The organism is Acinetobacter sp. ANC5681 (assembly GCF_023488045.1).
Lineage (GTDB): Bacteria > Pseudomonadota > Gammaproteobacteria > Pseudomonadales > Moraxellaceae > Acinetobacter.
This window is the reverse complement of record NZ_JAMFKZ010000002.1, coordinates 63,250-84,049: the sequence shown is the minus strand read 5'-3', so window position 1 is coordinate 84,049 and position 20,800 is coordinate 63,250. Positions and strand designations below refer to the sequence as shown.

Genomic DNA, 20,800 nt, shown 5'->3' with positions numbered 1-20,800 from the left:
AGAGCATGTCTTTACATGCTCTTTTTGTTTTTGTAGCGAGAAACATTTCAATGGCTTGAGTCTGCTAAAATAGCATTTCGCTTTTAATTGACCGATTGTATGACGCTTGCCAAGCTAATTGATGAACTGAATCCACAACAAAAACAAGCAGCCACAACGACAGCACAAAATTGTCTGGTCTTGGCTGGAGCAGGTTGTGGTAAAACCAAAACCATTGTGGCAAGAGCAGCATACTTAATTGATCAAGGTTTAGCTGCACAACAAATTCAGATTCTAACTTTTACCCGTCGTGCGGCAAGTGAAATTGTGACGCGGGTTGAGCAGCATATGGGCGCACAGGCCAAAGGTTTACGCGCATCAACCTTTCATACTTTTTGTATGTATTTACTACGTCGTAATCCACGTGCGTTTGGTCTAACCCAGTTCAGTATTATTGATCGGGATGATCAATTGCTGATGTTCCGTCTGTTACGGGGTAAAGACAAGGGCAATGTATTGCCGAAAGCGGCCGAATTGTGTGATCTTTATTCCTATGCTCGTAATACCAAAACCAAACTATCGGATGCTTTAGTTGAGCAGCTACCCCAAGCGCTTGAGTATAAAGCCCAAATTGCTGAATTGATGAAAGCCTATGAGCAACGCAAGCAAGAACGTAATTTTCTGGATTATGATGACATCCTATCTATTGTTGCCGTACATCTGCAAAGTTCACCAGAGCTAGTGCAATGGGTCACTGGTTTTTGTTCCGCCTTATTGGTCGATGAAATGCAGGATACTAATCCACTGCAATGGGCTTTGCTTCAGCCTTTAGTTGGCAAAGTAAAACTGTTTTGTGTCGGGGATGATGCCCAATCCATTTATGGCTTTCGTGGTGCAGATTTTGAAAATATTCATCATTTTAAAGAACGTGTACCCGATGCCGAAGTGTTGACTTTGGAAATGAATTATCGTTCGACCCAGGGTATTCTGGATTTATCCAACTGGTTATTGGCACAAAGCCAGATTGATTATGACAAGCATCTACAGGCCTATCGAGGTAAAGGTTTAAAGCCACAACTGCATATCTTGAGTAATGAGTTTGAAGAAGCCAATTGGATTGTTCAAGATCTAAATCAACGGCATTCACAGGGTGCTGCTTGGGCAGAACATATGGTGTTGCTGCGCTCAGGTTTTAGTGGGCGTTATTTGGAAGGTGCTTTAATTGCAGCCAATATCCCTTATCGTTTTATTGGCGGGGTAAAACTGCTTGAGTCTGCACATGTTAAAGATGTATTGAGCTTACTTCGGGTCAGCGTTAACCCACAAGATGATTTAGCCTGGATGCGTTTCCTGACGCTTTGGGATGGCGTGGGCGATGTCGGTGCCAGTAAGTTGGCGCAAGAGCTGATTCAATTACCTGATATCGAAGCCCGTTGCCAACGTTTAGAGCGACATGGCAAAGTACCGCAACAGGCGATTTTAATTTTGATGCAGCTCGATGTATTGCAGCAGCATGTTGAAGCTTGTATAGGCCTTGCACTGGATGCGCTAAATCAACAACTGGAAAATAACTATAAAAGCAAAGACTGGAAACGCCGAGTCAAAGATTTTGATTTGGTTAAACAACTGGCCCGTAAACACAGTTCTTTAGGCGAATTTTTAGAAGAATATGTGCTTGATCCAATTTCTGTTTCAGAAATTGATAAAACACCTGACCAGGATTTAGTAACGTTGATTACCATCCATTCAGCTAAGGGTGCTGAACAAAAAGTCTGTTATGTTCCACATGTATCTCCCAATCAATATCCACATGCACGGGCGCAGGGTGATTTTGATGATGTGGAGGAGGAGCGTCGTGTGCTATATGTTGCGTTAACACGTGCAGAAGATGAATTGATTTTAACCAAACAAAACTTAAATTTATGGTCGCAAGATCAATATGATGAGTTAGGAAGAAAAATAGAAAGTTACTTCCTCAATGATTTACCTCAACATTTAGTCGATGTTCAGATTCATCGGGATATTCCACGTGCCTACGGCCAAAGCAATCATTCTCGTACGGCTGCAATCAATTTAGGTTTTGGGATTGATTTCGATTAAACTAGGCAGATTCAAATTCTTTTGATTCTACAATGAATCATCTTTTAGGTTTTAGCATGAAAATTTTAGTTCGTAATTTAGACCGTAATGTGACTGATGCGGAGATTCTCGACTTATTTAAAGCATATGGAAAAGTTGAGTCGTGTGTCGTGGTCAAAGACGAAGCAACGGGTAAATCGAAAGGTTTCGGTTTTGTTGAAATGCCAAATCCACGTGAAGCGATTAAAGCAATTAAAGGTTTAAACACCTTGAAAGTAAAAAGCCAAGGCATTCGTGTCAAAGCTGCGGATGATAAAGCTTAATTATCAATGTTAAAGCCATATACGGCTTTATCAATGGTTGCACCAAATGCTGAACGAATAGCCAAGAAAATTAAAACGCTTGAGCTTCGCTCATAGCAACCTGAAATGTTGCCACTGAAAGATTTGATGATTGTAGAGAATCAACACTTTCTTTTGAATGATGGGGATGAAGACGTTGGTTTTGCCGTTGCATTGGTGGATATTGAATCAGTGCATCCATGGCAATCTGATGAAGTTGATGCAGCTTGTGCAACGTATTGGGCTGAAGGCTATTTTGCTTGGCTCATCAGTAATATTCGCCCTTTCGCTCAACCTCTACATACAATAGCAAAACGTAAACTTTATCGTATTGAATTGATGTTGTGAGTGCTATTTGTTTCAGCATCAATTCGCTTTACAATCAGTCTTGATTTAAATGAACTGAAAAAGGGATTTATTATGTCTCGTGTTGCTCGCTACCATGCTGATCGTACCAATCAAAAATTGTATTTTGCCCGACTTGCATGTCAACAAGCTGAGCAAACTGAACATATTCAACAAGCGCAGGCATATCGTGAGGCAGCAGTATTTCATTTACACGGGGCAATTTTAGCGTTTTTACAAGAATTGGTGCGCTATTATCGTTTAAATGATTTGCAACCGACGTTTAAGTCGATTGAAGAACAGATGGCAGTTAAAGGACAAGTCTCACCAGAAGTTTCAGTATTACAGCAACTTGCTAAAGATGGTTTTATTGCAGAACTCAAACGTGCGTATCGTTTATGTCAGTACGCACCCGAGCCAACAGCACCAGAGCCTGAAAATGAGACCTCATCGAATTTGATTATTAAAGTGACTCAAAGTCCTCAAGCATGGTTACCCGATGCGAAAATATTACGAGAATGGCATAGAGAGTTAAGCCATTTGATTGACGGTTTTCGTAATGAAATGGTTGAGTTTTAATTCGAGTACAACATAGACTTGAAATATGAGTGAATAGCACTTATATAAATAAGACGTGAGATTGCAAAGTGCAGTGGCGCTTTGCCACCATGTAGCAACATGGAGTAATTGTATGTCAATGCAACAGTTAAAAGAGTTATTTGGTAGCCAAGAAGCCGTTCTCGAGTTAGTTCAACTTGAAGGTGGAGAGCTTGCCTTGCGTAATGCTGGTTCGGAAGCAGAGCCTTTGGTTAAAATTCAATTTAGTGAAGATGTTAAAAAGATTTTGGGTGATCAGACGCCAACCGTTGCACAGCATATGATCCAAGCCGCTTTATTTGGTTTGTTGGAAAAACAGATGAATCAGTTACAAGCAGAATTTATTGATGAGCAACCGCAGCACTTTAGCTAAAAGAGCTGTAATATTTCACTCTAATCTAAGAAATGATTTAAAAAGGAGTCCTAAAATGCGACTCCTTTTTTTATTGCTTATGTTACTTAGATGAATACAGATCTTATTACAATTGATTCAATTGATATAAAGATATCTCGACTGTAAATAAAAGCTTATGGTTCTCGCTACGAAATGAAAGTTATAGCCATAAAATGTGCTTTAATTTTGCAATCAAGTACTTTGTTTCATATATTTTTAATGGATTAGCTATCAATAAATTGCAAAAAATTAAAGCTTTATTAAATGTAAAAAATATTGGGATTGAATAAAAAATATCATAAACTCAATTTTTATTTGCTTACTATAAAAAGAGAGCTTACATGCAAAGTAATAATCCAATTTTAACTCGGGTGCAAACCTATACTGATATAACCGAGCCAATGACCATTCAAGGTGCTATTCAGAAGTCAGTATTATTGACAGTGATTGCAGCTGTATTGGGAATGGCGCTATTTTTCTATTGTGCAATCACTGCTAATCTTTCAATTGCCTATGCTGCAACAATTGTTGGAATTATTGGGAGCTTAATTTTAGCTTTGATTACCACTTTCAAATCAAATACTGCACCAGCTTTAGCAATTCCTTATGCGTTATTTGAAGGTGCATTTTTAGGCGGTATTTCTTTTATTTTTCAACTGAAGTTTCCAGGTGTTCCTTTACAAGCTTTGCTTGCGACCTTTGTTACAACCTTGGTTTTATTTGCGTTATATAAATTCCAAATTATTCGTGCGACTGAAAAATTTAAGGCAATTGTAATTTCAGCTTCTATTGCGATTGCTTTAGTTTTTGTTGTGCAGATCGTTTTACGTTTGATCTTTGGTTCAAGTATTCCTTATATTTTTGAAAGCAATTGGTTAGGTATTGGTTTTGCTGCATTTGTTGCTGTAATTGCTTCACTGAACTTAATTTTGGATTTTGATCTTATTGAAAATGCAGCAGCACAACGTGCTCCGAAAGCATTTGAATGGTTGTGTGCAATTGCACTATTAGCAACTTTGGTATGGATGTATTACTCATTTATGCGTTTGTTGAGTCTGATCCAAGGTGATGACTAACGAATTATTATCTTAAAAAGAAAATCGCCTTCATCTGAGGGCGATTTTTTTATGCAAGTTTGTAAAAAAGATGGATTATGCAATTCCGAAAAATAAGGAATGTTGGCATGATGTGGTGAAAATTTTTCGAGTGAGAATAAGATGTCACAAGGACTTTTAGCTGGTAAACGTTTTTTAATCGCTGGTATTGCAAGCAAATTATCAATTGCATACGGTATCGCTGCTGCATTACATCGTGAAGGTGCGGAGCTTGCGTTTACTTATCCAAATGAAAAGTTGAAAAAACGTGTTGATGATTTTGCAGCACAGTTTGGTTCAAGCTTAGTTTTCCCTTGTGATGTAGCTGTTGATGCAGAAATTGATGGTGCATTTGCTGAGTTAGCAAAACATTGGGATGGTTTAGATGGTGTTGTGCATTCGATTGGTTTTGCACCTGCACATACGCTAGATGGTGACTTTACCGACGTGACGGATCGTGAGGGTTTTAAAATTGCACATGACATTAGTGCGTATAGCTTTGTTGCGATGGCTCGTGCTGCTAAACCATTATTACAAGCACGTAAAGGTTGTTTACTAACCTTGACTTATCAAGGTTCTGAGCGTGTGATGCCAAACTATAACGTGATGGGTATGGCTAAAGCGTCTTTAGAAGCGGGTGTTCGTTATTTAGCGCTAAGCTTGGGTAAAGAGGGGATTCGGGTGAATGCGATCTCTGCGGGTCCAATCCGCACATTGGCAGCTTCTGGTATTAAATCATTCCGTAAAATGTTAGATGCCAATGAAAAAATTGCTCCATTACAACGTAATGTGACGATTGAAGAAGTGGGTAATGCTGCATTGTTCCTTTGTTCGCCGTGGGCTTCAGGTATTACGGGTGAAATCCTTTATGTTGATGGTGGTTTCAATACTGTCGGTATGAGCCAGTCAATGATGAATGATGAATAATTAGATTGCTCTAGATTATTGAATAAAGCCGCTTTTATAGCGGCTTTGTTTTTTAAGGAGGGCGGCTTTAATGTCTTGTTAATCCTTACTTTGCCCAAGCTGCTTTTCTTATTAAAAAAGACGCGTTATTGAGCTGATACTTTCGGGATAATTTGCTTGTGATGAAGGAAACCAATGCCAATGCTTTTTTATAGTAACCTACAACCTCATCTACATTCTTAATTAACTCGGAGTATCGAAGCTGGATAGCATCTTTGTCACTTGGCAGCGACTTTATCATTGATAAGTCAATTTCTGGAATATAGGTCCTTGCTTCATCCCCGAGTGTGTTCAAATTGTGCCCATAGTATTTCTTTCCATTGGCTTGCTTTAGATACACTTTTAGCGTTTTTTCTATTGCTAGATGTAACTCCCAACATCCAATAGACGCTTGCTGATTCTGAAAAGACAAGATATCCACAATAGCTTTTTCAAAATGACTCCATATTCCCTGAGCCATATTAGTAGTTTCTGGATCAAAGTTACTAGCAGACATAATATTTAGATTGATTGATCTAGTCATAGATACAACTTCATCGAACTCTGAAAGTAGAACCTCTTTTTCATTTGAGGGTATCTTATCCAGTATTGATGGTGTTTGAATCATATCAGTTAATGACTCGTTTTCTTGCCGGCAATCTGGAAAAGTAAGCCATGCTGTTTCATTTGGCACTTCAATTCTACTAGTCGTAGATGGGATTTTTACTAATACAGGTTGTCCATAGGGGCTAATAATTGCCGAATAAACTTTATCCTTTGGTTTTTTTGAGAGTTCGCCATATTTTTCCCAATACCAGTCGTTAACCAATGGAATTATCCCCTCAAAAAATGCTTTGCTTTTCAAGAGTTCTTCTTTACTTCCAAAACTAGAGTCTGTTATTGCAACATCAACAAAAATTGAAGCGGCACGAATAAACCGATCAAATATAGGTACTTTTGATTCTTGGAGAATCTCATCAATAAACGACATATGTTCATCAATAGCATCTTTCAACTCATACTTGCTCATTAATGATTCCCAATAGGCTTAACTACAGTTACACGGCAAATTTGCCGTATGACCAATTTAATTTCTATTTGATTTAACTATATTTTGATCAGCATATAAAACAGCAAGATTTACGTCAATGCATAAATTTGATGAGTAAAATCAAAAGTTCTCAGCTCATTAAAAATGAGCCAAAAACTCTAAGTGAGTAAACAATATCAACTCGTGTGTTATTGCTCAGGCAGTTCTTTCACAGGACTTCCACCAAGCGCTTGCATTAAAGTTACATAGGCATTGTATTGACTTTGCTTGGTTTCGACCAAGCTAAGTCGTGCATTACGTGTGGTTTCCTTTGCATCCAGCAAGTTTTTTAATGCAATCGCACCATTACGATAACGAACTTCGGTAAGTCGCTCGGTCTTATTCGCAAGTTCGACATTGCGTTGTTGCAGTTGTACTTGCTGATTCAGTTGAGTGCGATTTGATAATGCATTTTCTACATCAGCGAATGCTTGGTATAGCGTTTGGCGATATTGGGTAATTGCTTTTTCATATTCCAGATCACTAATCGCAATATCTTTCTTCATATCATTATATTGAAGAAAAGGTAGGCTCAGGCTTGCACCTAAAGTTAGAGCAGGGTTCTTTAACAGTTGTGTTAAAGAGGTGCTAGAAGAACCTAGATTTCCCGTCAAATTAATCGATGGATAATAGCTGGCTTTGGTTGCATCTTTATTGGCTAAGGTTTTGCGTAGGCGTAATTCAGAAGCTTGTAAGTCTGGACGACGCGATAAAATATCCGCAGGGAGTCCGATCGCGATATTCGGAAGAGCATTGCGAGGTAGTTGTGTAGGCTCTTGAATATTCAACTGTTGCACTGGCTCATGCAGTAAAACGGCAAGGGCAGTGCGCGTTTCCACGCGTTGCTGCTCGATTTGGCTGAGACTGGCTTTCTGGCTTTGTACCGATTGCTCTGCCTGAGTCAAGTCCAGCCCTGAAACCGCACCCGCTTTATATTGCGACTGTACCAAAGAATAGGTTTTTTGAGTTGAGGCTAAATTTTGCTGAATGGTTTGATAGCGTTCATTCAGGTAGCCAAGTTGCCAATATAGTTTTGCTGTGGTTCCAACCAGACTTTGTGCTGTGGCTTGCAAATCTTGTTCAGTGGCTAGAGCTTCCCAACGGCTTGCTTCGGTTTGATTGGCGAGCTTTCCAAATAAATCGAGTTCATAGCTAACACCGACACTGGTCGATAACCCACGGTCAGAACCATCGCCTGAACGGAGGTCATAGTTATGAGCTGCTGAAACACTCGAGCTGGTTCGAATCCCTTGTTTATTTTCCGCCAAACCTGCCTGTAAACGAGCCTGTTTAAGGGTGATTCCGGCAACAGTTAAATCACTATTTTTAGCGAGAACCTGATCGACCAACTGATTCAGTTGAGCATCATTAAATAACGTCCACCATTGATCAGTTAAATTGATGCTTCTACTTTTTTGTGCATCGTACTGGAACTGTTGTGGCACTTGGACTGTTGGGGCGTTATAGGGGGTTTTCACCACAGCAGAACAGCCAGCCAAGGAGCCAGTGAGTACCAGTGCGAGTCCTAATTTTGTGAATTGAAAAGACATACTCAAATTCCTTATTCTCTCGCTAAAGCAGCAACTGGATCGAGCTGTGCTGCATTTCGTGCTGGCAAGAAGCCAAATACAATACCAATCATGCTTGAGCAGACAAAGGCCGCGACAATCGAGGTGGTCGAATAACTCATTTCAATGATGCCTTTGGCAAAGTGTCCGATGATTTGTCCAATCCCTAAAGAGAGTAGTACACCGAGTATACCGCCCAATAAACAGACCAGAATTGCTTCAATCAGGAATTGCTGCAAAATGTCACTTTGTCGAGCACCAACCGCCATACGTACGCCAATTTCTTGAGTTCGTTCAGTCACAGAAACCAACATAATGTTCATCACCCCAATACCACCAACGACCAAAGAGATCACCGCGATTGCAGAAATTAACAGGGTCATGGTTGCAGTGGTTTGCTGAATGGTTTCACGAATACTGTCCGAGTTTTGGGTAAACACGTCCTGCGCGCCGTGACGTTGTTCGAGTAGAGTCAAAATGGCATTTTCAGCGGCACTACTTGGATATTCATCTTTAATACGAACAATAATGCTACGCACATTAGACTGACCTAACATACGGCTCATGACTGTCGAATAAGGCAAGTAAACATTCAAACTGTCAGAGTTGCCCATAAAACCTTGTTGAGCATCAATCACGCCAATAATGCGACTGGGTACACTGCCTAATAGCAGTACTTGACCGACAGGATTGGTGCCATCTGTAAAGAAGGTTTTCTCAGTATTGGTATCAATCACCACATCTTGGGCACGCTGAGTAACACTGTTTTTGTCAAAAGGCTGTCCTGATTTAAAGTTCATGCCACGGACATAGAAGAAATCTGCACTGACACCATTTACAGTTGCCGATGCTTCGGTATCTTTGTAACGTAGCGTCACACTGGTATTGGCAGATGGGCTGACCCCATCAACGTAAGGCTGTTCTGCCAAAGCTTCTGCATCAGCAGGCACCAGTGTTTTGACTTGTGAAGCACGCGAGTTATCACCAAAACCACGCCCCTGATACACGGTAATGGTATTGGTGCCGAGGCTACTGATATTTTCTAGAATTTGCTTCTGTGAGCCATTCCCAAGTGCAACCACCGAGACCACGGATGCGATCCCGATAATAATCCCAAGCATAGTCAAGAAAGTCCGCATACGGTGGGCATTCATGGCAAGCAGTGCCATGCGGAATGCTTCACCGAGACGGTCAAAAAAAGAACGCCAGCTTGAGGTTTTCTTTTGTGGTGTACGTTGCAGGGTTTGATGTTCTAAATCTGAATCGGCATTTTCAGGCACGTTGGCATGGTCTGAAATAATATTACCGTCACTGATCTCGATAATACGGGTCGCATTCTTGGCAACATTAAGATCATGTGTGACCAGAATAATGGTATGACCTTTGGCATTCAGCTCACGCAAAATACGCATCACTTCAACACCACTATTCTTATCCAATGCACCTGTTGGCTCATCGGCAAGAATCACATCACCGCCATTCATCAATGCACGGGCAATCGAAACACGTTGTTGCTGACCACCAGATAACTGGCTTGGTCGATGATGTAAGCGTTCTTCAAGTCCGAGTTCTGAGAGTAGCTCAGCCGAACGCTGTTGGCGAAGTTGGCTGTCTACGCCTGCGTAAATGGCAGGGACTTCAACATTACCAGAAGCACTCAGATCACCCAGTAAGTGATAACGCTGGAAAATAAAACCAAAATATTCACGGCGTAATTGTGCCAGTTCATCAGGTTCTAGTTGGCGTGTTTCTCGACCATTGACCCGATAGCTACCTGCGGTCGGTTTATCCAGACAACCCAAGATGTTCATCAGGGTCGATTTACCTGAGCCTGATTGTCCAACAATGGCAACCAACTCACCTGCATAAATTTTTAAATCAATGCCTTTGAGAATTTGTACTGTACCTTCACCCGCAGGGAACTCACGGGTGAGGTCACTAACCTCAAGTAATGGCTGTGAAGAATGCGTTTGATCTTGGGTCATATTACATTCTCATTGGACGTTGGTTGCTACGTTTCGCCGCTTCATTTGAGCTATCAGTTGCATCGGCAATCACCACTTGATCACCTTGTTTTAAACCTCTCAGCACTTGTGCAGTAACACGATTGTTAAGGCCGATTAATACAGGTTGAGGTTGAGCAGTTCCATCCGCTTGTAACACACGAACCATGCCTGTGGATGCTTTACCTTGAGCAATTAAGGCTTTTTCAGCTTCAGTCAAATCTAGGCGTTTAGGATGCTGCGCTTTCTGAGTATCTGCATTTTTTGATTTATCTGTTGCAACCGAATTATTGCCATTTTCTTTTTTGTTTGAACGTTTAGTTTGGATGGCAGCGGCAGGGATTGTTAGTACATTTTTCGCTTCAGCCAAAACAATATAGACTTGTGCAGTCATATCAATACGTAACTTACCGTCTTCATTTGGAACATCAAACAAAGCGTTGTAATACACGGCTGTGCTTGATGATGATGAACTGGTATTGGTTGTTTCGGTATTGATAGAGTTTGGTGCTGGCTCAACTTGACGTAGCTGTGCGTAATGTTTTTTGTCACTATTACCTAATGTCGTGAAGTAAACGGTTTGACCTTTTTCAACTTTCATAACATCGGCTTCAGAAATTTGAGCCTTAATTGTCATCGTATCTAATTTCGCCAATTTCACAATCGTTGGCGCGGTTTGATTGGCATTCACCGTTTGACCTTCTTCGGTCACAATGGCAACCACTGTCCCATCCATTGGTGCGATAATACTGGTATAACCTAAATTCTCTTGTGCAGTTGCGAGTGTTAAACGAGATTGTTCAATTTGCGCATTGATTGCTGCAATTTGAGCTTGTGCTGTTTTAAAGTTTGCTAATGCTGTTTCAAGTTCTGCGCGTGAAGTTGCATCTTGGCTAAACATAGCCTGTTGGCGTTTATATTCAGCTTCCACTTTTGCTAAATTGGCTTGTTGTACTGCCAATTGAGCCTGTTGATTTTGAATATTCGCTTTGGCAGTTTTTAACTCGTTTTCTTGGCGAATCGAATCAATTTGTGCAATCAGTTGACCTTGTTTGACTTGATCGCCTAACTGAACATACATTTTTTTCACTTGACCTGAAACCTGAGCACCCACACTGACCATCTTGGTTGCTTCCAGTACACCCGTTGCGAGTACTGAATCCTCAATATCACCATTGGAAACTTCAGCACTAATATATTGTGGTGCTTGATCTTTAGGTTTAAAGAAAAACCATGCAACGGCTGCAATAATCGCGACACCGATAGCGATCATTATTATTTTACTGAATGGTATTTTTTTAGAACTTGTTTTTGGCATGGCAACAGATCGAGATTTGGAAACTCAAACCAGTATAAAAGCGAAATAAGGATAAAACGTGGATGTTTTTAAATTATAATGAGAATTATTTACTATTTGGCTGTGATGCTATGTCGTGGAAATGTCATATATTATTTGAATACCATGTGCAGCATTCATGGCAAGAGCGATTCCACCTGTTTTGGGTAAAGCATAATCACGAGGATTAATACGAATCAGAGAAGGCGCAAATCGTTCACTGAAATAGCGCACCGTTGGAATAGCAGTGCCTGCACCAATCTCTATAACAAGTGGTTGTTTGTATTGATTTATAAAGGATTCTAAACGATTTCGTTGCTGTGTTTGTCGCTGAGCAATCCACTCGTAGTCATCAAACATTAAGATATTAGGACGTGCCAAACCGCCACAATGTTTACAGTGAGGGAGGTCATCTAACCATTGGCAATTTAGATGGTCGATTTCAGGCGAGATGTCATCTGCTGACCAAATTTCTGAAGTACAACTAGCTAAGCATTGTAAATGATGAATTGAACCATGACATTCATAAATCTGCTTTGGACTAAAGCCTGCCTTTTGAAATTGCCCATCAACATTCGAAGTAAATACAAAGTAGGGGAGTTCTAATTTTTCAGCGAGTTGTTTGAGTAAATGAAAACCTTGATGCGGCAAGGTTTGACGATATAGTGCCAAACGATGCCCATAAAAACCCCACGCTAAATTTGGCTGAAATTTAAATGCTGCTGGATTGGCTATTTCAGTAAAGTCGATACGTTGTTTACCGAGTTCTGGATAAGCTCGCCACATGCCTTGATTGCCTCGAAAGTCGGGCAGACCTGAATCAACGCCCATACCTGCACCTGCGCTGATAATAAGAGCATCAGCACGCGAAAGTATATCTTTGATTTGTTCTTTCTGGATTGTGATTAAATCCAATGACATAAAGTCATCCTTTTTTATTTATCTTTAAGAAAAGCTTGGAAATAAAGTTGTACCACACAGTTCACTGATTGCTTGAAGCATCAGATGTTCTGAGTTTTCTTTAGACATCCCTTTGATTGCAGCATCAATTCGCAACAATAGTTCAGGCCAAAGCAAGAACTGTCTTGGATTTAGACGACGTAAAGCTTGTTGATATTGGGATACTTTAGTTTTCCAAATACCAATTTGTATCGCATTATGGGGCTGCTCAAAGAGTTGCATCAGAAGACGCATTTCTTTATTCAATGTCCATAAAATTAGACTGTCAGGTTCACCAGCTGCAATCAAATATTGATAAATCTTAATGGATTGCGTGAAGTTACCAGCAAGTAGCGCATCGCTAAGATCATAAGTGGTATAACGTGATTGATCTTGCAAACAAGCATATAACTGCTCAATCTGAATTTTTTGTATATCAGGAAAGGTATCTGCCACACGCATTAGGCTGTTTTTCGCAGCCAATAGATTATGTTCATGGTGCTGCATCAGCCATTGCCAAGCATCATGATCTAGTTGAATGCCTAGTTTTTCTGCTTCTAAATTTAAGATTTTTTGTCGGTCTTGTGGATAAGTTGCGGTCAAAGAAACCACAACACCATTGGCCTCCACGACTTGGAAAAAGGCAGACTTTAAACTGCTGCTGTCTTGTTTAGGTAAAACGATGAGCAATAAGTTATGTTCATTCTGTTGAATATAGTTTTTCAGCAGTTTTAGGCCGTTGGCATCAGGCTTGATATTGCCATGTACTTCAATGGCGAGTTGCTGAGAAAACAGCGATAAGCTATTCAGCGCATTAAAAACATTTTTCCAATCATTGACGCTACTGATGTCATAACGCTGACGTTCAACTTCATGCTGTTGCCAACTTTTACGAAATCCATCAAGTAAGTTTTGCTCAAGTAAAGGTTCTTGCCCATGGATGATCCATGCACCACGGGCTTCTGTAATGCGTTTTAATGCTTGAACATAATCTAACTTCATAAAAAGTAATTATGGTTGAGCTTTGGGTAAACGATTCGCTGCAATTTGACGCGTAATTTGCTGGGCAATATCATCAATAATGATACGGTTCAGATACGCTTCTTGTTGGTTATCTGTATTTACAGTTGCCACATCATATTGGTACGTGCGAGATGCAGTGAGTGTACGTGGTTCTGTGATTTTATTGCCTTGACGATCTTCAATTTGGAAAGTCACGGTTAAACGCAATAGTACTTCAGTCAATTTACCATTCAATAACTGGCGACGAGGGGTATAATCTAAGATACGAAGTACATAGGCATCATTGGCATTACTGAGTTGTACGCCCGTAGCACTGAGATAGATGCTGAGACGATTCTCGAGTTCATCGGTATTGTCAGGTAAAACCAAAGTTAGTTTGTTATAAACCAATGGTGTTGCCGTTGGATAGCTCCCCTTTAAATGAAAGCCACAGCCAACTAAGCCTGCACTTAGACCTAAAGTTAAAACGATAGCAGCTAAACGTTGTGCTAAGTGCATATTTATTCCTCTAATCAAATCTATTCTAATTCCTCTTTGGTAGAGGATTAAAACCTCTCTTATATTTAAGAGAGGTTAGAAAGAATTATTAAACAACTAAATTAACAAGTTTATTTGGCACTACAATTTCTTTCTTGGTTGGACCAGTTAAGAATTGTTGAACTTCTGGCAGTGCTTTTGCCAAAGCCAATAACTCATCTTTAGAGATATCGACTGCGACGTCTAACTTACCACGCAGTTTACCATTCACTTGTACAACAATCGTTTGCGTATTACGGGTTAACGCTGATTCATCCACTTGTGGGAACAGTGTCGTATTAATATCAATACTAAACTGTGCTAAAAGTGTTTGACTTAAATGTGGTGCAAATGGGGCAAGTAAAGTCAATAAAGTTGTAATTGCTTCACGTGCAACAGCTACATCATTGTCATCTTTGGCTTCAAACTTATTGGTCGCATTCAATAACTCCATTAATGCCGCAATAGAAGTATTGAACGCATGACGGCGTTCAATGTCATCACCCACTTTCTGGATGGTTTCATGGGTTTTGCGACGTAAATCTTGCGCGTCTTTCGAGAGGTTTGCTGTATCAATTGCAGTCGCTTGATTGTCTTTTTCCAAGAAACCAGCAGCCAAACGCCATACACGTTTCAAGAAGCGGTTAGCCCCTTCAACACCTGCATCTGACCATTCTAAAGATTGATCAGGTGGTGCAGCGAACATCATAAAGACACGTGCGGTATCTGCGCCGTACTGGTCAATAATGGCTTGTGGATCAATACCGTTGTTTTTCGACTTAGACATTTTTTCTTGTCCGCCGATCACAACTTCCTGACCATCACCCGAATATTTCGCAGATAGAATGCGACCTTTCTCATCACGCTCTAATTCGATGTCAGCAGGGTTAAACCAAGTTTTCTTGCCACTCTCTGCTTCACGGTAGAAGGTGTCTGCCAACACCATGCCTTGGGTGAGCAAGTTAGTAAATGGTTCGTTACCTTGTACCACACCTTCATCACGCATCAATTTATGGAAGAAACGTGCATAAAGTAAGTGCAGAATTGCGTGCTCTACACCACCGATATACTGGTTCACAGGAAGCCAGCTTTGAGCCGCTTCAGGTTTTACCATACCGCCAGTAAAGTCTGGAGATGCATAACGTGCATAATACCAAGAGGATTCTACAAAGGTGTCCAAGGTGTCTGTTTCACGACGTGCATCGCCACCACAACTTGGGCATTTGGTTTCATAGAATTCAGGCATCTTGTTCAATGGATTACCCGAACCATCTGGAACTACATCGGTCGGTAATACCACAGGCAATTGATCTTCTGGAACGGTGACTTGACCACAGCTATTACAGTTGATCATTGGAATTGGACAACCCCAGTAACGTTGACGAGAAACACCCCAGTCACGTAAACGGAATTGAACCTTAGAATTTGCCAAAGCTTGTGGTTCTAATTTTGCAAGGAAGGCATCAAAAGCGGCTTGGAATGCTAAACCATCAAACTCGCCAGAATTCACCAATATGCCATCTTTAGAACCGTACCATTCTTGCCATTCAGCAACTGAGTATTCAGCATCATCAGTGCCTTTAGCATCGATGACTTGCTTGATTGGTAAGTTAAATTTATTGGCAAATTCAAAGTCGCGTTCGTCATGTGCAGGAACTGCCATTACAGCACCTGAACCGTATGACATCAATACATAGTTGGCAATCCAAACAGGGAGTTCTTCACCTGTGACTGGGTGCTTAACAGATAAGCCTGTTGCCATACCTTTCTTTTCAGCCGTGGCTAAGTCCGCTTCTGCGACTGAACCCATACGGCATTCTTCAATAAATGCAGCTAACTCAGGATTGTTTTCCGCTGCTTTAAGCGCAAGAGGGTGTTCTGCTGCAACCGCAACATAAGTCACACCCATTAAGGTATCCGCACGCGTTGTATAAACGGTTAGGCCATCTGCATAGACTTCAGTATTTGCAGAAGGGAAGATGATTTCCATCCCTGTCGAACGGCCGATCCAGTTACGTTGCATGGTCAGAACCTGTTGTGGCCAACCATCTTTTAAGGTGTCTAAATCGTCTAATAATTCTTGTGCATAGTCGGTGATGCGGAAGTAGTACATTGGAATATCACGTTTTTCAACCAATGCACCAGAGCGCCAGCCACGACCATTTTCAACTTGCTCGTTGGCTAACACTGTTTGGTCTACTGGGTCCCAGTTCACGGTTGAAAGCTTACGATAGATCAAGCCTTTCTTATAAAGTTGAACAAATAACCATTGTTCCCAGTGGTAGTACTCTGGTGTACAGGTCGCAAACTCACGATCCCAATCGACGGATAAGCCCAATTTCTTTAATTGGTCACGCATATACGCGATGTTTTCAAACGTCCATTTTGCTGGTGCAACTTGGTGCGCAATCGCTGCATTTTCAGCAGGCAAACCAAATGCATCCCAACCCATTGGTTGTAATACCGTTTCACCTTTTAAACGATAAAAACGGCTGATCACGTCACCAATGGTGTAGTTACGCACATGCCCCATATGCAGTTTGCCACTTGGGTAAGGGAACATCGACAGGATATAGCGATGTTTGCCCTCTACAGTGTCTGCAACTTTAAAAACTTTGCGATTGTCCCAGTCTTGTTGAACTTGAGGCTCAATGGCACTTGCTTGATATTCGGAGTCAATGTGAGAAGTCGTCATAGGGATATGCGATACAACAAAAATTAAAGTTAAGATTGCCGCACAGCATAGCGCAAAATAGGGGTCAATGTCAGTTTTTAGAGCAAGATTTTATCTTCTGGTTTTGAGTATCAGTGTAGTTATAAATTAGATACTTTTATCGATTTGATACTCTTGAATTTGCTAACTTCTCTTTTTTCTGGAGATATTCTGATTCTAAAGAGGATCTAAGATCTTGTTCCGTCAGTGAGCCGAACATGTCTATATAAGGATTGGTGCGTTTCTCCTTAGAGTAATCTTGCATTCCTTTTCGTACTTTTGCTTCAATTTTAGCCCGTTCTTTTGTTGTGAATTTATCTTTTGGAGTTACTGGAAATGAATACTGGTATGGGTTTTTTATAGGTTGCGGTGAATTTAACGTTTTTGAGGACTGTTCTGTTTTGTTTTGATAGGTGGATACTGAGCCTAGTTTTTTCGCATTGGAGGGCGGCGGTGTGACTGAGTAATGAGTTGAGCCATTCGCATCGACCCATTTATAAAAATCTTGAAGATAGGTTGTAGCTGGATAAATAGATAATATTAATGTGATTACAGAATGTTGTTGGAAAAGAGTTTTTGTCATAAATATTCGTATTTTAAAAAATTGAATAAAGTGGTGATATTAGAGTCACCATTTTATTCAATTATATTAAAAGAATCTAAAGATTTGGTTTTACTCTAACTGGTGCTGTAGTTTGAGTTTGAACAGGTGCAGTAGTAGCTGGAGTTTGAGAAGCTACATTCGTTGAAGGTTGACCAAAGCTTTGAGGTGATTGTGTTTCAGAAGACGGTTGACTTTCATTTTGAGGTTGCTGTGCTTTCGGCGGGTTTGGATTTTGAGTGCTAGTCCCATAAGTGGAAATTCTATCTAATCGTTTTGCTCCTTTTGGTGGAGGAGTCGTGGTGTAATGGGTTGAACCATTAGCATCCATCCATTTGTAGTACTGCTGAGCATAATTTTGGCTAGAACAAAGAAGCAGAGTCGTAGTTGCGACAGCGTATAGGCTTGTTTTAAAATATGATGGTTTCATAATTTGATCTCCCCAAAAGAATTCCGTCTATATTCGATCAAAATGTTTGAATTAGCCAATCACAATGCCTATTTTTGTATAAAAAGAAAATAGTTTTTTGATAAATGGGCATTTGAATCGATAAATTACCTTGAGCTGAGAGATTAAAAAAACAACAGCTAAAAATTATTCTAAAAAAACCTTTTCTTTATTCTTGACTTTGTGTATGAAAGCAACAAAAATGCTTGCTTAGTTTTATATGCGCTTATTTGATCACCCTTCGAATAAATGTCATTGTTTGCAATGGACATTCTTTCTAGCCGAGAGAATGATTTTTTGAAATATGTTTATCCCAACATGTTTTGATTCGAGATGTAATAACAGCTTATACGGCTGATGAGTCAGAAAATTTTTCCTATTGCAGCAAAAACGAGTAGAATACGCACACTTAGAAAAGTGCATAAGTTAATGAATGAAAATACAATTTATGTCTCCCATAAATTGTACTAACACTAGGGTGAATCACGTTGGAACTTTTATCTGGTGGTGAAATGCTCGTTCGTGCGCTTGCGGACGAAGGCGTAGAGCATGTTTTTGGTTATCCAGGCGGCGCAGTTTTACATATTTATGATGCGCTTTTTCAACAAGACAAAATTAATCATTACCTTGTACGTCATGAGCAAGCTGCTGGTCATATGGCAGATGCATACTCGCGCGTAACTGGTAAAACAGGTGTTGTTCTTGTGACTTCTGGTCCAGGCGCAACAAATACTGTTACTCCTATTGCAACTGCCTATATGGACTCAATCCCAATGGTGATTTTGTCAGGACAAGTTGCAAGTCACCTAATTGGTGAAGATGCATTCCAAGAAACAGATATGGTTGGTATTTCTCGTCCAATCGTAAAGCACAGTTTCCAAGTGCGTCACGCCAGCGAAATTCCTGCCATTATTAAGAAAGCATTTTATATTGCCTCTTCTGGTCGTCCAGGCCCAGTGGTTGTTGATATTCCTAAGGATGCCACCAATCCAGCAGAAAAATTTGCCTACGAATATCCTGAAAAAGTGAAGATGCGTTCATATCAACCGCCTTCACGTGGACATTCAGGTCAAATTCGCAAAGCAATTGATGAGCTGATCACTGCTAAACGCCCAATTATCTATACAGGTGGTGGTGTTGTTCAAGGTAATGCTTCTGCACTATTGACTGAACTTGCACATCTATTGGGTTATCCAGTGACCAATACCTTGATGGGCTTAGGTGCTTTCCCAGGTAATGATCCACAATTTGTGGGTATGTTAGGGATGCATGGTACTTATGAAGCCAATATGACGATGCACAATGCAGACGTGATTTTGGCGATTGGCGCACGTTTTGATGACCGTGTGACCAACAATCCAGCCAAGTTCTGTCAAAATGCCAAAGTCATTCATATTGACATTGACCCAGCGACCATTTCTAAAACGATCATGGCGCACATTCCGATCGTTGGTGCGGTTGAGCCAGTTCTTCAAGAAATGTTAGCTCAGCTTAAACAGATGAATGTGTCTAAGCCAAATCCGGAAGCAATTGCTGAATGGTGGTCTCAGATTAATGAGTGGCGTAAAGTTCATGGCTTACGCTATGAAGCGGCTCAAAATGGTGAAATGAAACCACAACAAGTGGTGGAAGCGCTTGATCGTGTGACCAATGGTGAAGCGATCATTACGTCTGACGTAGGTCAGCACCAAATGTTTGGTGCAAACTACTACAAATACAAACGTCCACGCCAATGGATTAACTCTGGTGGTCTAGGTACGATGGGTGTTGGTTTACCGTATGCAATGGCAGCGAAACTTGCATTCCCAGATCAACAAGTCGTGTGTATTACAGGTGAAGCATCAATTCAGATGTGTATCCAAGAATTATCAACATGTAAGCAATATGGCTTAAATGTGAAAATTCTTTGCTTGAATAACCAAGCTTTAGGCATGGTGAAGCAGTGGCAAGATATGAACTACGAAGGGCGTCATTCAAGCTCTTATGTAGATTCTTTACCTGATTTTGCAAAATTGATGGAAGCTTATGGTCACGTAGGTATTCAAATCAATCATGCAGATGAATTGGAATCTAAACTGGCTGAAGCAATGGCAATTAATGATAAATGTGTATTCATTAATGTCATGGTTGATCGTACAGAGCATGTTTATCCAATGTTGATTGCAGGTCAGTCGATGAAAGATATGTGGTTAGGTAAAGGGGAGCGCACGGCATGAGACACATTATCTCTGTACTTGTAGAAAATGAAGCAGGCGCGCTTTCTCGTTTGGTCGGTTTATTCTCTCAACGTGGTTACAACATTGAGACTTTAAACGTTGCGCCAACTGAAGATGAAACTTTATCTCGTTTGACGCTGACAACTTATGGTGATGATCACAAAATCGAGCAGATCACAAAGCAACTGAATAAATTAGTTGAAGTGGTTAAGGTGGTTGATTTGTCAGAAGGTGCACATATTGAGCGCGAGCTTATGTTGATTAAAGTGAAAGCTTTAGGTGCTGCTCGTGCGGAAATTAAGCGTACAGCTGATATTTTCCGTGCCCAAATCGTTGATGTAACACCAACCACTTATACGATTCAGATCGCAGGTACAACTGAAAAGATTGATGGTTTTATTGATGCACTTGCTGAAAATACCATTCTAGAAGTTGTACGTTCTGGTGTGTCTGGTATCGCACGTGGTGAAAAAGTTTTAAGTATTTAATCGCTTCCCCAATTCTTCATATAGAAATGCAAGAATTGGGAAGTTTCAAAGAATCTATCCTTGTATGACAAGGGAAATGACAAAA

General features: G+C 40.5%; 18 protein-coding genes and 1 pseudogene. 9 read left to right on the top strand and 10 right to left on the bottom strand.

From position 1 onward, the window contains the following. Nucleotides 1-99 precede the first annotated feature (99 nt). The 7 genes and pseudogenes from M5121_RS01830 (at nt 100) to M5121_RS01800 (ending at nt 5,756) form a co-directional block, all read left to right on the top strand. A complete protein-coding gene (locus M5121_RS01830; protein ID WP_249570128.1) occupies nt 100-2,079 on the top strand; it encodes an ATP-dependent helicase in 1,980 nt (659 codons plus the stop codon). Nucleotides 2,080-2,135: 56 nt separating this feature from the next. After that, nucleotides 2,136-2,381 carry an RNA recognition motif domain-containing protein gene (locus tag M5121_RS01825; RefSeq protein WP_004802550.1) on the top strand — a complete coding sequence of 82 codons (246 nt, stop codon included), beginning with the start codon at nt 2,136-2,138 and terminating at the stop codon, nt 2,379-2,381. Between the two features lie 6 nt (nt 2,382-2,387). Beyond that, nucleotides 2,388-2,747, top strand: a pseudogene (locus tag M5121_RS01820) (ASCH domain-containing protein). A gap of 72 nt (nt 2,748-2,819) precedes the next feature. After that, complete coding sequence (locus M5121_RS01815; RefSeq protein ID WP_004659066.1) at nt 2,820-3,323, top strand: DUF6586 family protein; 504 nt, start codon at nt 2,820-2,822, stop codon at nt 3,321-3,323. 112 nt (nt 3,324-3,435) lie between these two features. Further along, complete coding sequence (locus M5121_RS01810) at nt 3,436-3,714, top strand: hypothetical protein (RefSeq protein WP_249570127.1); 279 nt, start codon at nt 3,436-3,438, stop codon at nt 3,712-3,714. Between the two features lie 362 nt (nt 3,715-4,076). Next, entirely contained in the window at nt 4,077-4,811 is a 735-nt protein-coding gene (locus M5121_RS01805; protein WP_249570126.1) for a Bax inhibitor-1/YccA family protein, read from the top strand. 141 nt (nt 4,812-4,952) lie between these two features. Beyond that, on the top strand, nt 4,953-5,756 hold the full coding sequence (locus M5121_RS01800; protein WP_249570125.1) for an enoyl-ACP reductase FabI: 804 nt from the start codon (nt 4,953-4,955) through the stop codon (nt 5,754-5,756). Nucleotides 5,757-5,841: 85 nt separating this feature from the next. Here the strand turns inward: M5121_RS01800 and M5121_RS01795 are convergent, their stop codons facing one another. The 10 genes from M5121_RS01795 to M5121_RS01750 all read right to left on the bottom strand — a co-directional run bounded on the left by M5121_RS01795 (nt 5,842) and on the right by M5121_RS01750 (nt 17,993). Further along, nucleotides 5,842-6,804, bottom strand: coding sequence for a HEPN domain-containing protein (locus M5121_RS01795; protein WP_249570124.1), 963 nt, complete (start codon nt 6,802-6,804; stop codon nt 5,842-5,844). A gap of 209 nt (nt 6,805-7,013) precedes the next feature. Beyond that, entirely contained in the window at nt 7,014-8,414 is a 1,401-nt protein-coding gene (locus tag M5121_RS01790) for an efflux transporter outer membrane subunit (RefSeq protein ID WP_249570123.1), read from the bottom strand. An 11-nt stretch (nt 8,415-8,425) separates the two neighbouring features. Further along, nucleotides 8,426-10,417, bottom strand: coding sequence for a MacB family efflux pump subunit (locus M5121_RS01785; protein ID WP_249570122.1), 1,992 nt, complete (start codon nt 10,415-10,417; stop codon nt 8,426-8,428). 1 nt (nt 10,418) lies between these two features. Then, nucleotides 10,419-11,753, bottom strand: coding sequence for a MacA family efflux pump subunit (locus M5121_RS01780; protein WP_249570121.1), 1,335 nt, complete (start codon nt 11,751-11,753; stop codon nt 10,419-10,421). Nucleotides 11,754-11,861: 108 nt separating this feature from the next. Then, a complete protein-coding gene (locus tag M5121_RS01775; protein ID WP_249570120.1) occupies nt 11,862-12,692 on the bottom strand; it encodes an SIR2 family NAD-dependent protein deacylase in 831 nt (276 codons plus the stop codon). Between the two features lie 24 nt (nt 12,693-12,716). Beyond that, on the bottom strand, nt 12,717-13,712 hold the full coding sequence (gene holA, locus M5121_RS01770) for a DNA polymerase III subunit delta (RefSeq protein WP_249570119.1): 996 nt from the start codon (nt 13,710-13,712) through the stop codon (nt 12,717-12,719). Nucleotides 13,713-13,721: 9 nt separating this feature from the next. Further along, nucleotides 13,722-14,231 carry an LPS-assembly lipoprotein LptE gene (locus M5121_RS01765; RefSeq protein ID WP_005218406.1) on the bottom strand — a complete coding sequence of 170 codons (510 nt, stop codon included), beginning with the start codon at nt 14,229-14,231 and terminating at the stop codon, nt 13,722-13,724. Nucleotides 14,232-14,319: 88 nt separating this feature from the next. Then, nucleotides 14,320-16,944, bottom strand: coding sequence for a leucine--tRNA ligase (gene leuS / locus M5121_RS01760; RefSeq protein WP_249570118.1), 2,625 nt, complete (start codon nt 16,942-16,944; stop codon nt 14,320-14,322). A gap of 136 nt (nt 16,945-17,080) precedes the next feature. Next, the gene (locus tag M5121_RS01755; RefSeq protein ID WP_249570117.1) at nt 17,081-17,545 is read right to left on the bottom strand and encodes a DUF4124 domain-containing protein; all 465 of its coding nucleotides are present in this window, start codon (nt 17,543-17,545) and stop codon (nt 17,081-17,083) included. A gap of 76 nt (nt 17,546-17,621) precedes the next feature. After that, nucleotides 17,622-17,993 carry a DUF4124 domain-containing protein gene (locus M5121_RS01750; RefSeq protein ID WP_249570116.1) on the bottom strand — a complete coding sequence of 124 codons (372 nt, stop codon included), beginning with the start codon at nt 17,991-17,993 and terminating at the stop codon, nt 17,622-17,624. A gap of 506 nt (nt 17,994-18,499) precedes the next feature. Between M5121_RS01750 and M5121_RS01745 the strand changes: the two genes are divergently transcribed. Together M5121_RS01745 and ilvN are read left to right on the top strand one after the other, a co-directional pair. Next, nucleotides 18,500-20,227 carry an acetolactate synthase 3 large subunit gene (locus tag M5121_RS01745; RefSeq protein WP_249570115.1) on the top strand — a complete coding sequence of 576 codons (1,728 nt, stop codon included), beginning with the start codon at nt 18,500-18,502 and terminating at the stop codon, nt 20,225-20,227. Beyond that, nucleotides 20,224-20,715, top strand: a complete 492-nt coding sequence (gene ilvN, locus M5121_RS01740; protein WP_005162601.1) for an acetolactate synthase small subunit — start codon at nt 20,224-20,226, stop codon at nt 20,713-20,715. Before M5121_RS01745 ends, ilvN begins: the two co-directional genes overlap by 4 nt. Nucleotides 20,716-20,800 lie beyond the last annotated feature (85 nt).

What these genes read in the sequence shown, in the direction of transcription:
- M5121_RS01830 (WP_249570128.1), top strand. Translation starts at nt 100, where the DNA reads ATGACGCTTGCCAAGCTAATTGATGAACTGAATCCACAACAAAAACAA.
- M5121_RS01825 (WP_004802550.1), top strand. Translation starts at nt 2,136, where the DNA reads ATGAAAATTTTAGTTCGTAATTTAGACCGTAATGTGACTGATGCGGAG.
- M5121_RS01815 (WP_004659066.1), top strand. Translation starts at nt 2,820, where the DNA reads ATGTCTCGTGTTGCTCGCTACCATGCTGATCGTACCAATCAAAAATTG.
- M5121_RS01810 (WP_249570127.1), top strand. Translation starts at nt 3,436, where the DNA reads ATGTCAATGCAACAGTTAAAAGAGTTATTTGGTAGCCAAGAAGCCGTT.
- M5121_RS01805 (WP_249570126.1), top strand. Translation starts at nt 4,077, where the DNA reads ATGCAAAGTAATAATCCAATTTTAACTCGGGTGCAAACCTATACTGAT.
- M5121_RS01800 (WP_249570125.1), top strand. Translation starts at nt 4,953, where the DNA reads ATGTCACAAGGACTTTTAGCTGGTAAACGTTTTTTAATCGCTGGTATT.
- M5121_RS01795 (WP_249570124.1), bottom strand. Translation starts at nt 6,804, where the DNA reads ATGAGCAAGTATGAGTTGAAAGATGCTATTGATGAACATATGTCGTTT.
- M5121_RS01790 (WP_249570123.1), bottom strand. Translation starts at nt 8,414, where the DNA reads ATGTCTTTTCAATTCACAAAATTAGGACTCGCACTGGTACTCACTGGC.
- M5121_RS01785 (WP_249570122.1), bottom strand. Translation starts at nt 10,417, where the DNA reads ATGACCCAAGATCAAACGCATTCTTCACAGCCATTACTTGAGGTTAGT.
- M5121_RS01780 (WP_249570121.1), bottom strand. Translation starts at nt 11,753, where the DNA reads ATGCCAAAAACAAGTTCTAAAAAAATACCATTCAGTAAAATAATAATG.
- M5121_RS01775 (WP_249570120.1), bottom strand. Translation starts at nt 12,692, where the DNA reads ATGTCATTGGATTTAATCACAATCCAGAAAGAACAAATCAAAGATATA.
- holA (WP_249570119.1), bottom strand. Translation starts at nt 13,712, where the DNA reads ATGAAGTTAGATTATGTTCAAGCATTAAAACGCATTACAGAAGCCCGT.
- M5121_RS01765 (WP_005218406.1), bottom strand. Translation starts at nt 14,231, where the DNA reads ATGCACTTAGCACAACGTTTAGCTGCTATCGTTTTAACTTTAGGTCTA.
- leuS (WP_249570118.1), bottom strand. Translation starts at nt 16,944, where the DNA reads ATGACGACTTCTCACATTGACTCCGAATATCAAGCAAGTGCCATTGAG.
- M5121_RS01755 (WP_249570117.1), bottom strand. Translation starts at nt 17,545, where the DNA reads ATGACAAAAACTCTTTTCCAACAACATTCTGTAATCACATTAATATTA.
- M5121_RS01750 (WP_249570116.1), bottom strand. Translation starts at nt 17,993, where the DNA reads ATGAAACCATCATATTTTAAAACAAGCCTATACGCTGTCGCAACTACG.
- ilvN (WP_005162601.1), top strand. Translation starts at nt 20,224, where the DNA reads ATGAGACACATTATCTCTGTACTTGTAGAAAATGAAGCAGGCGCGCTT.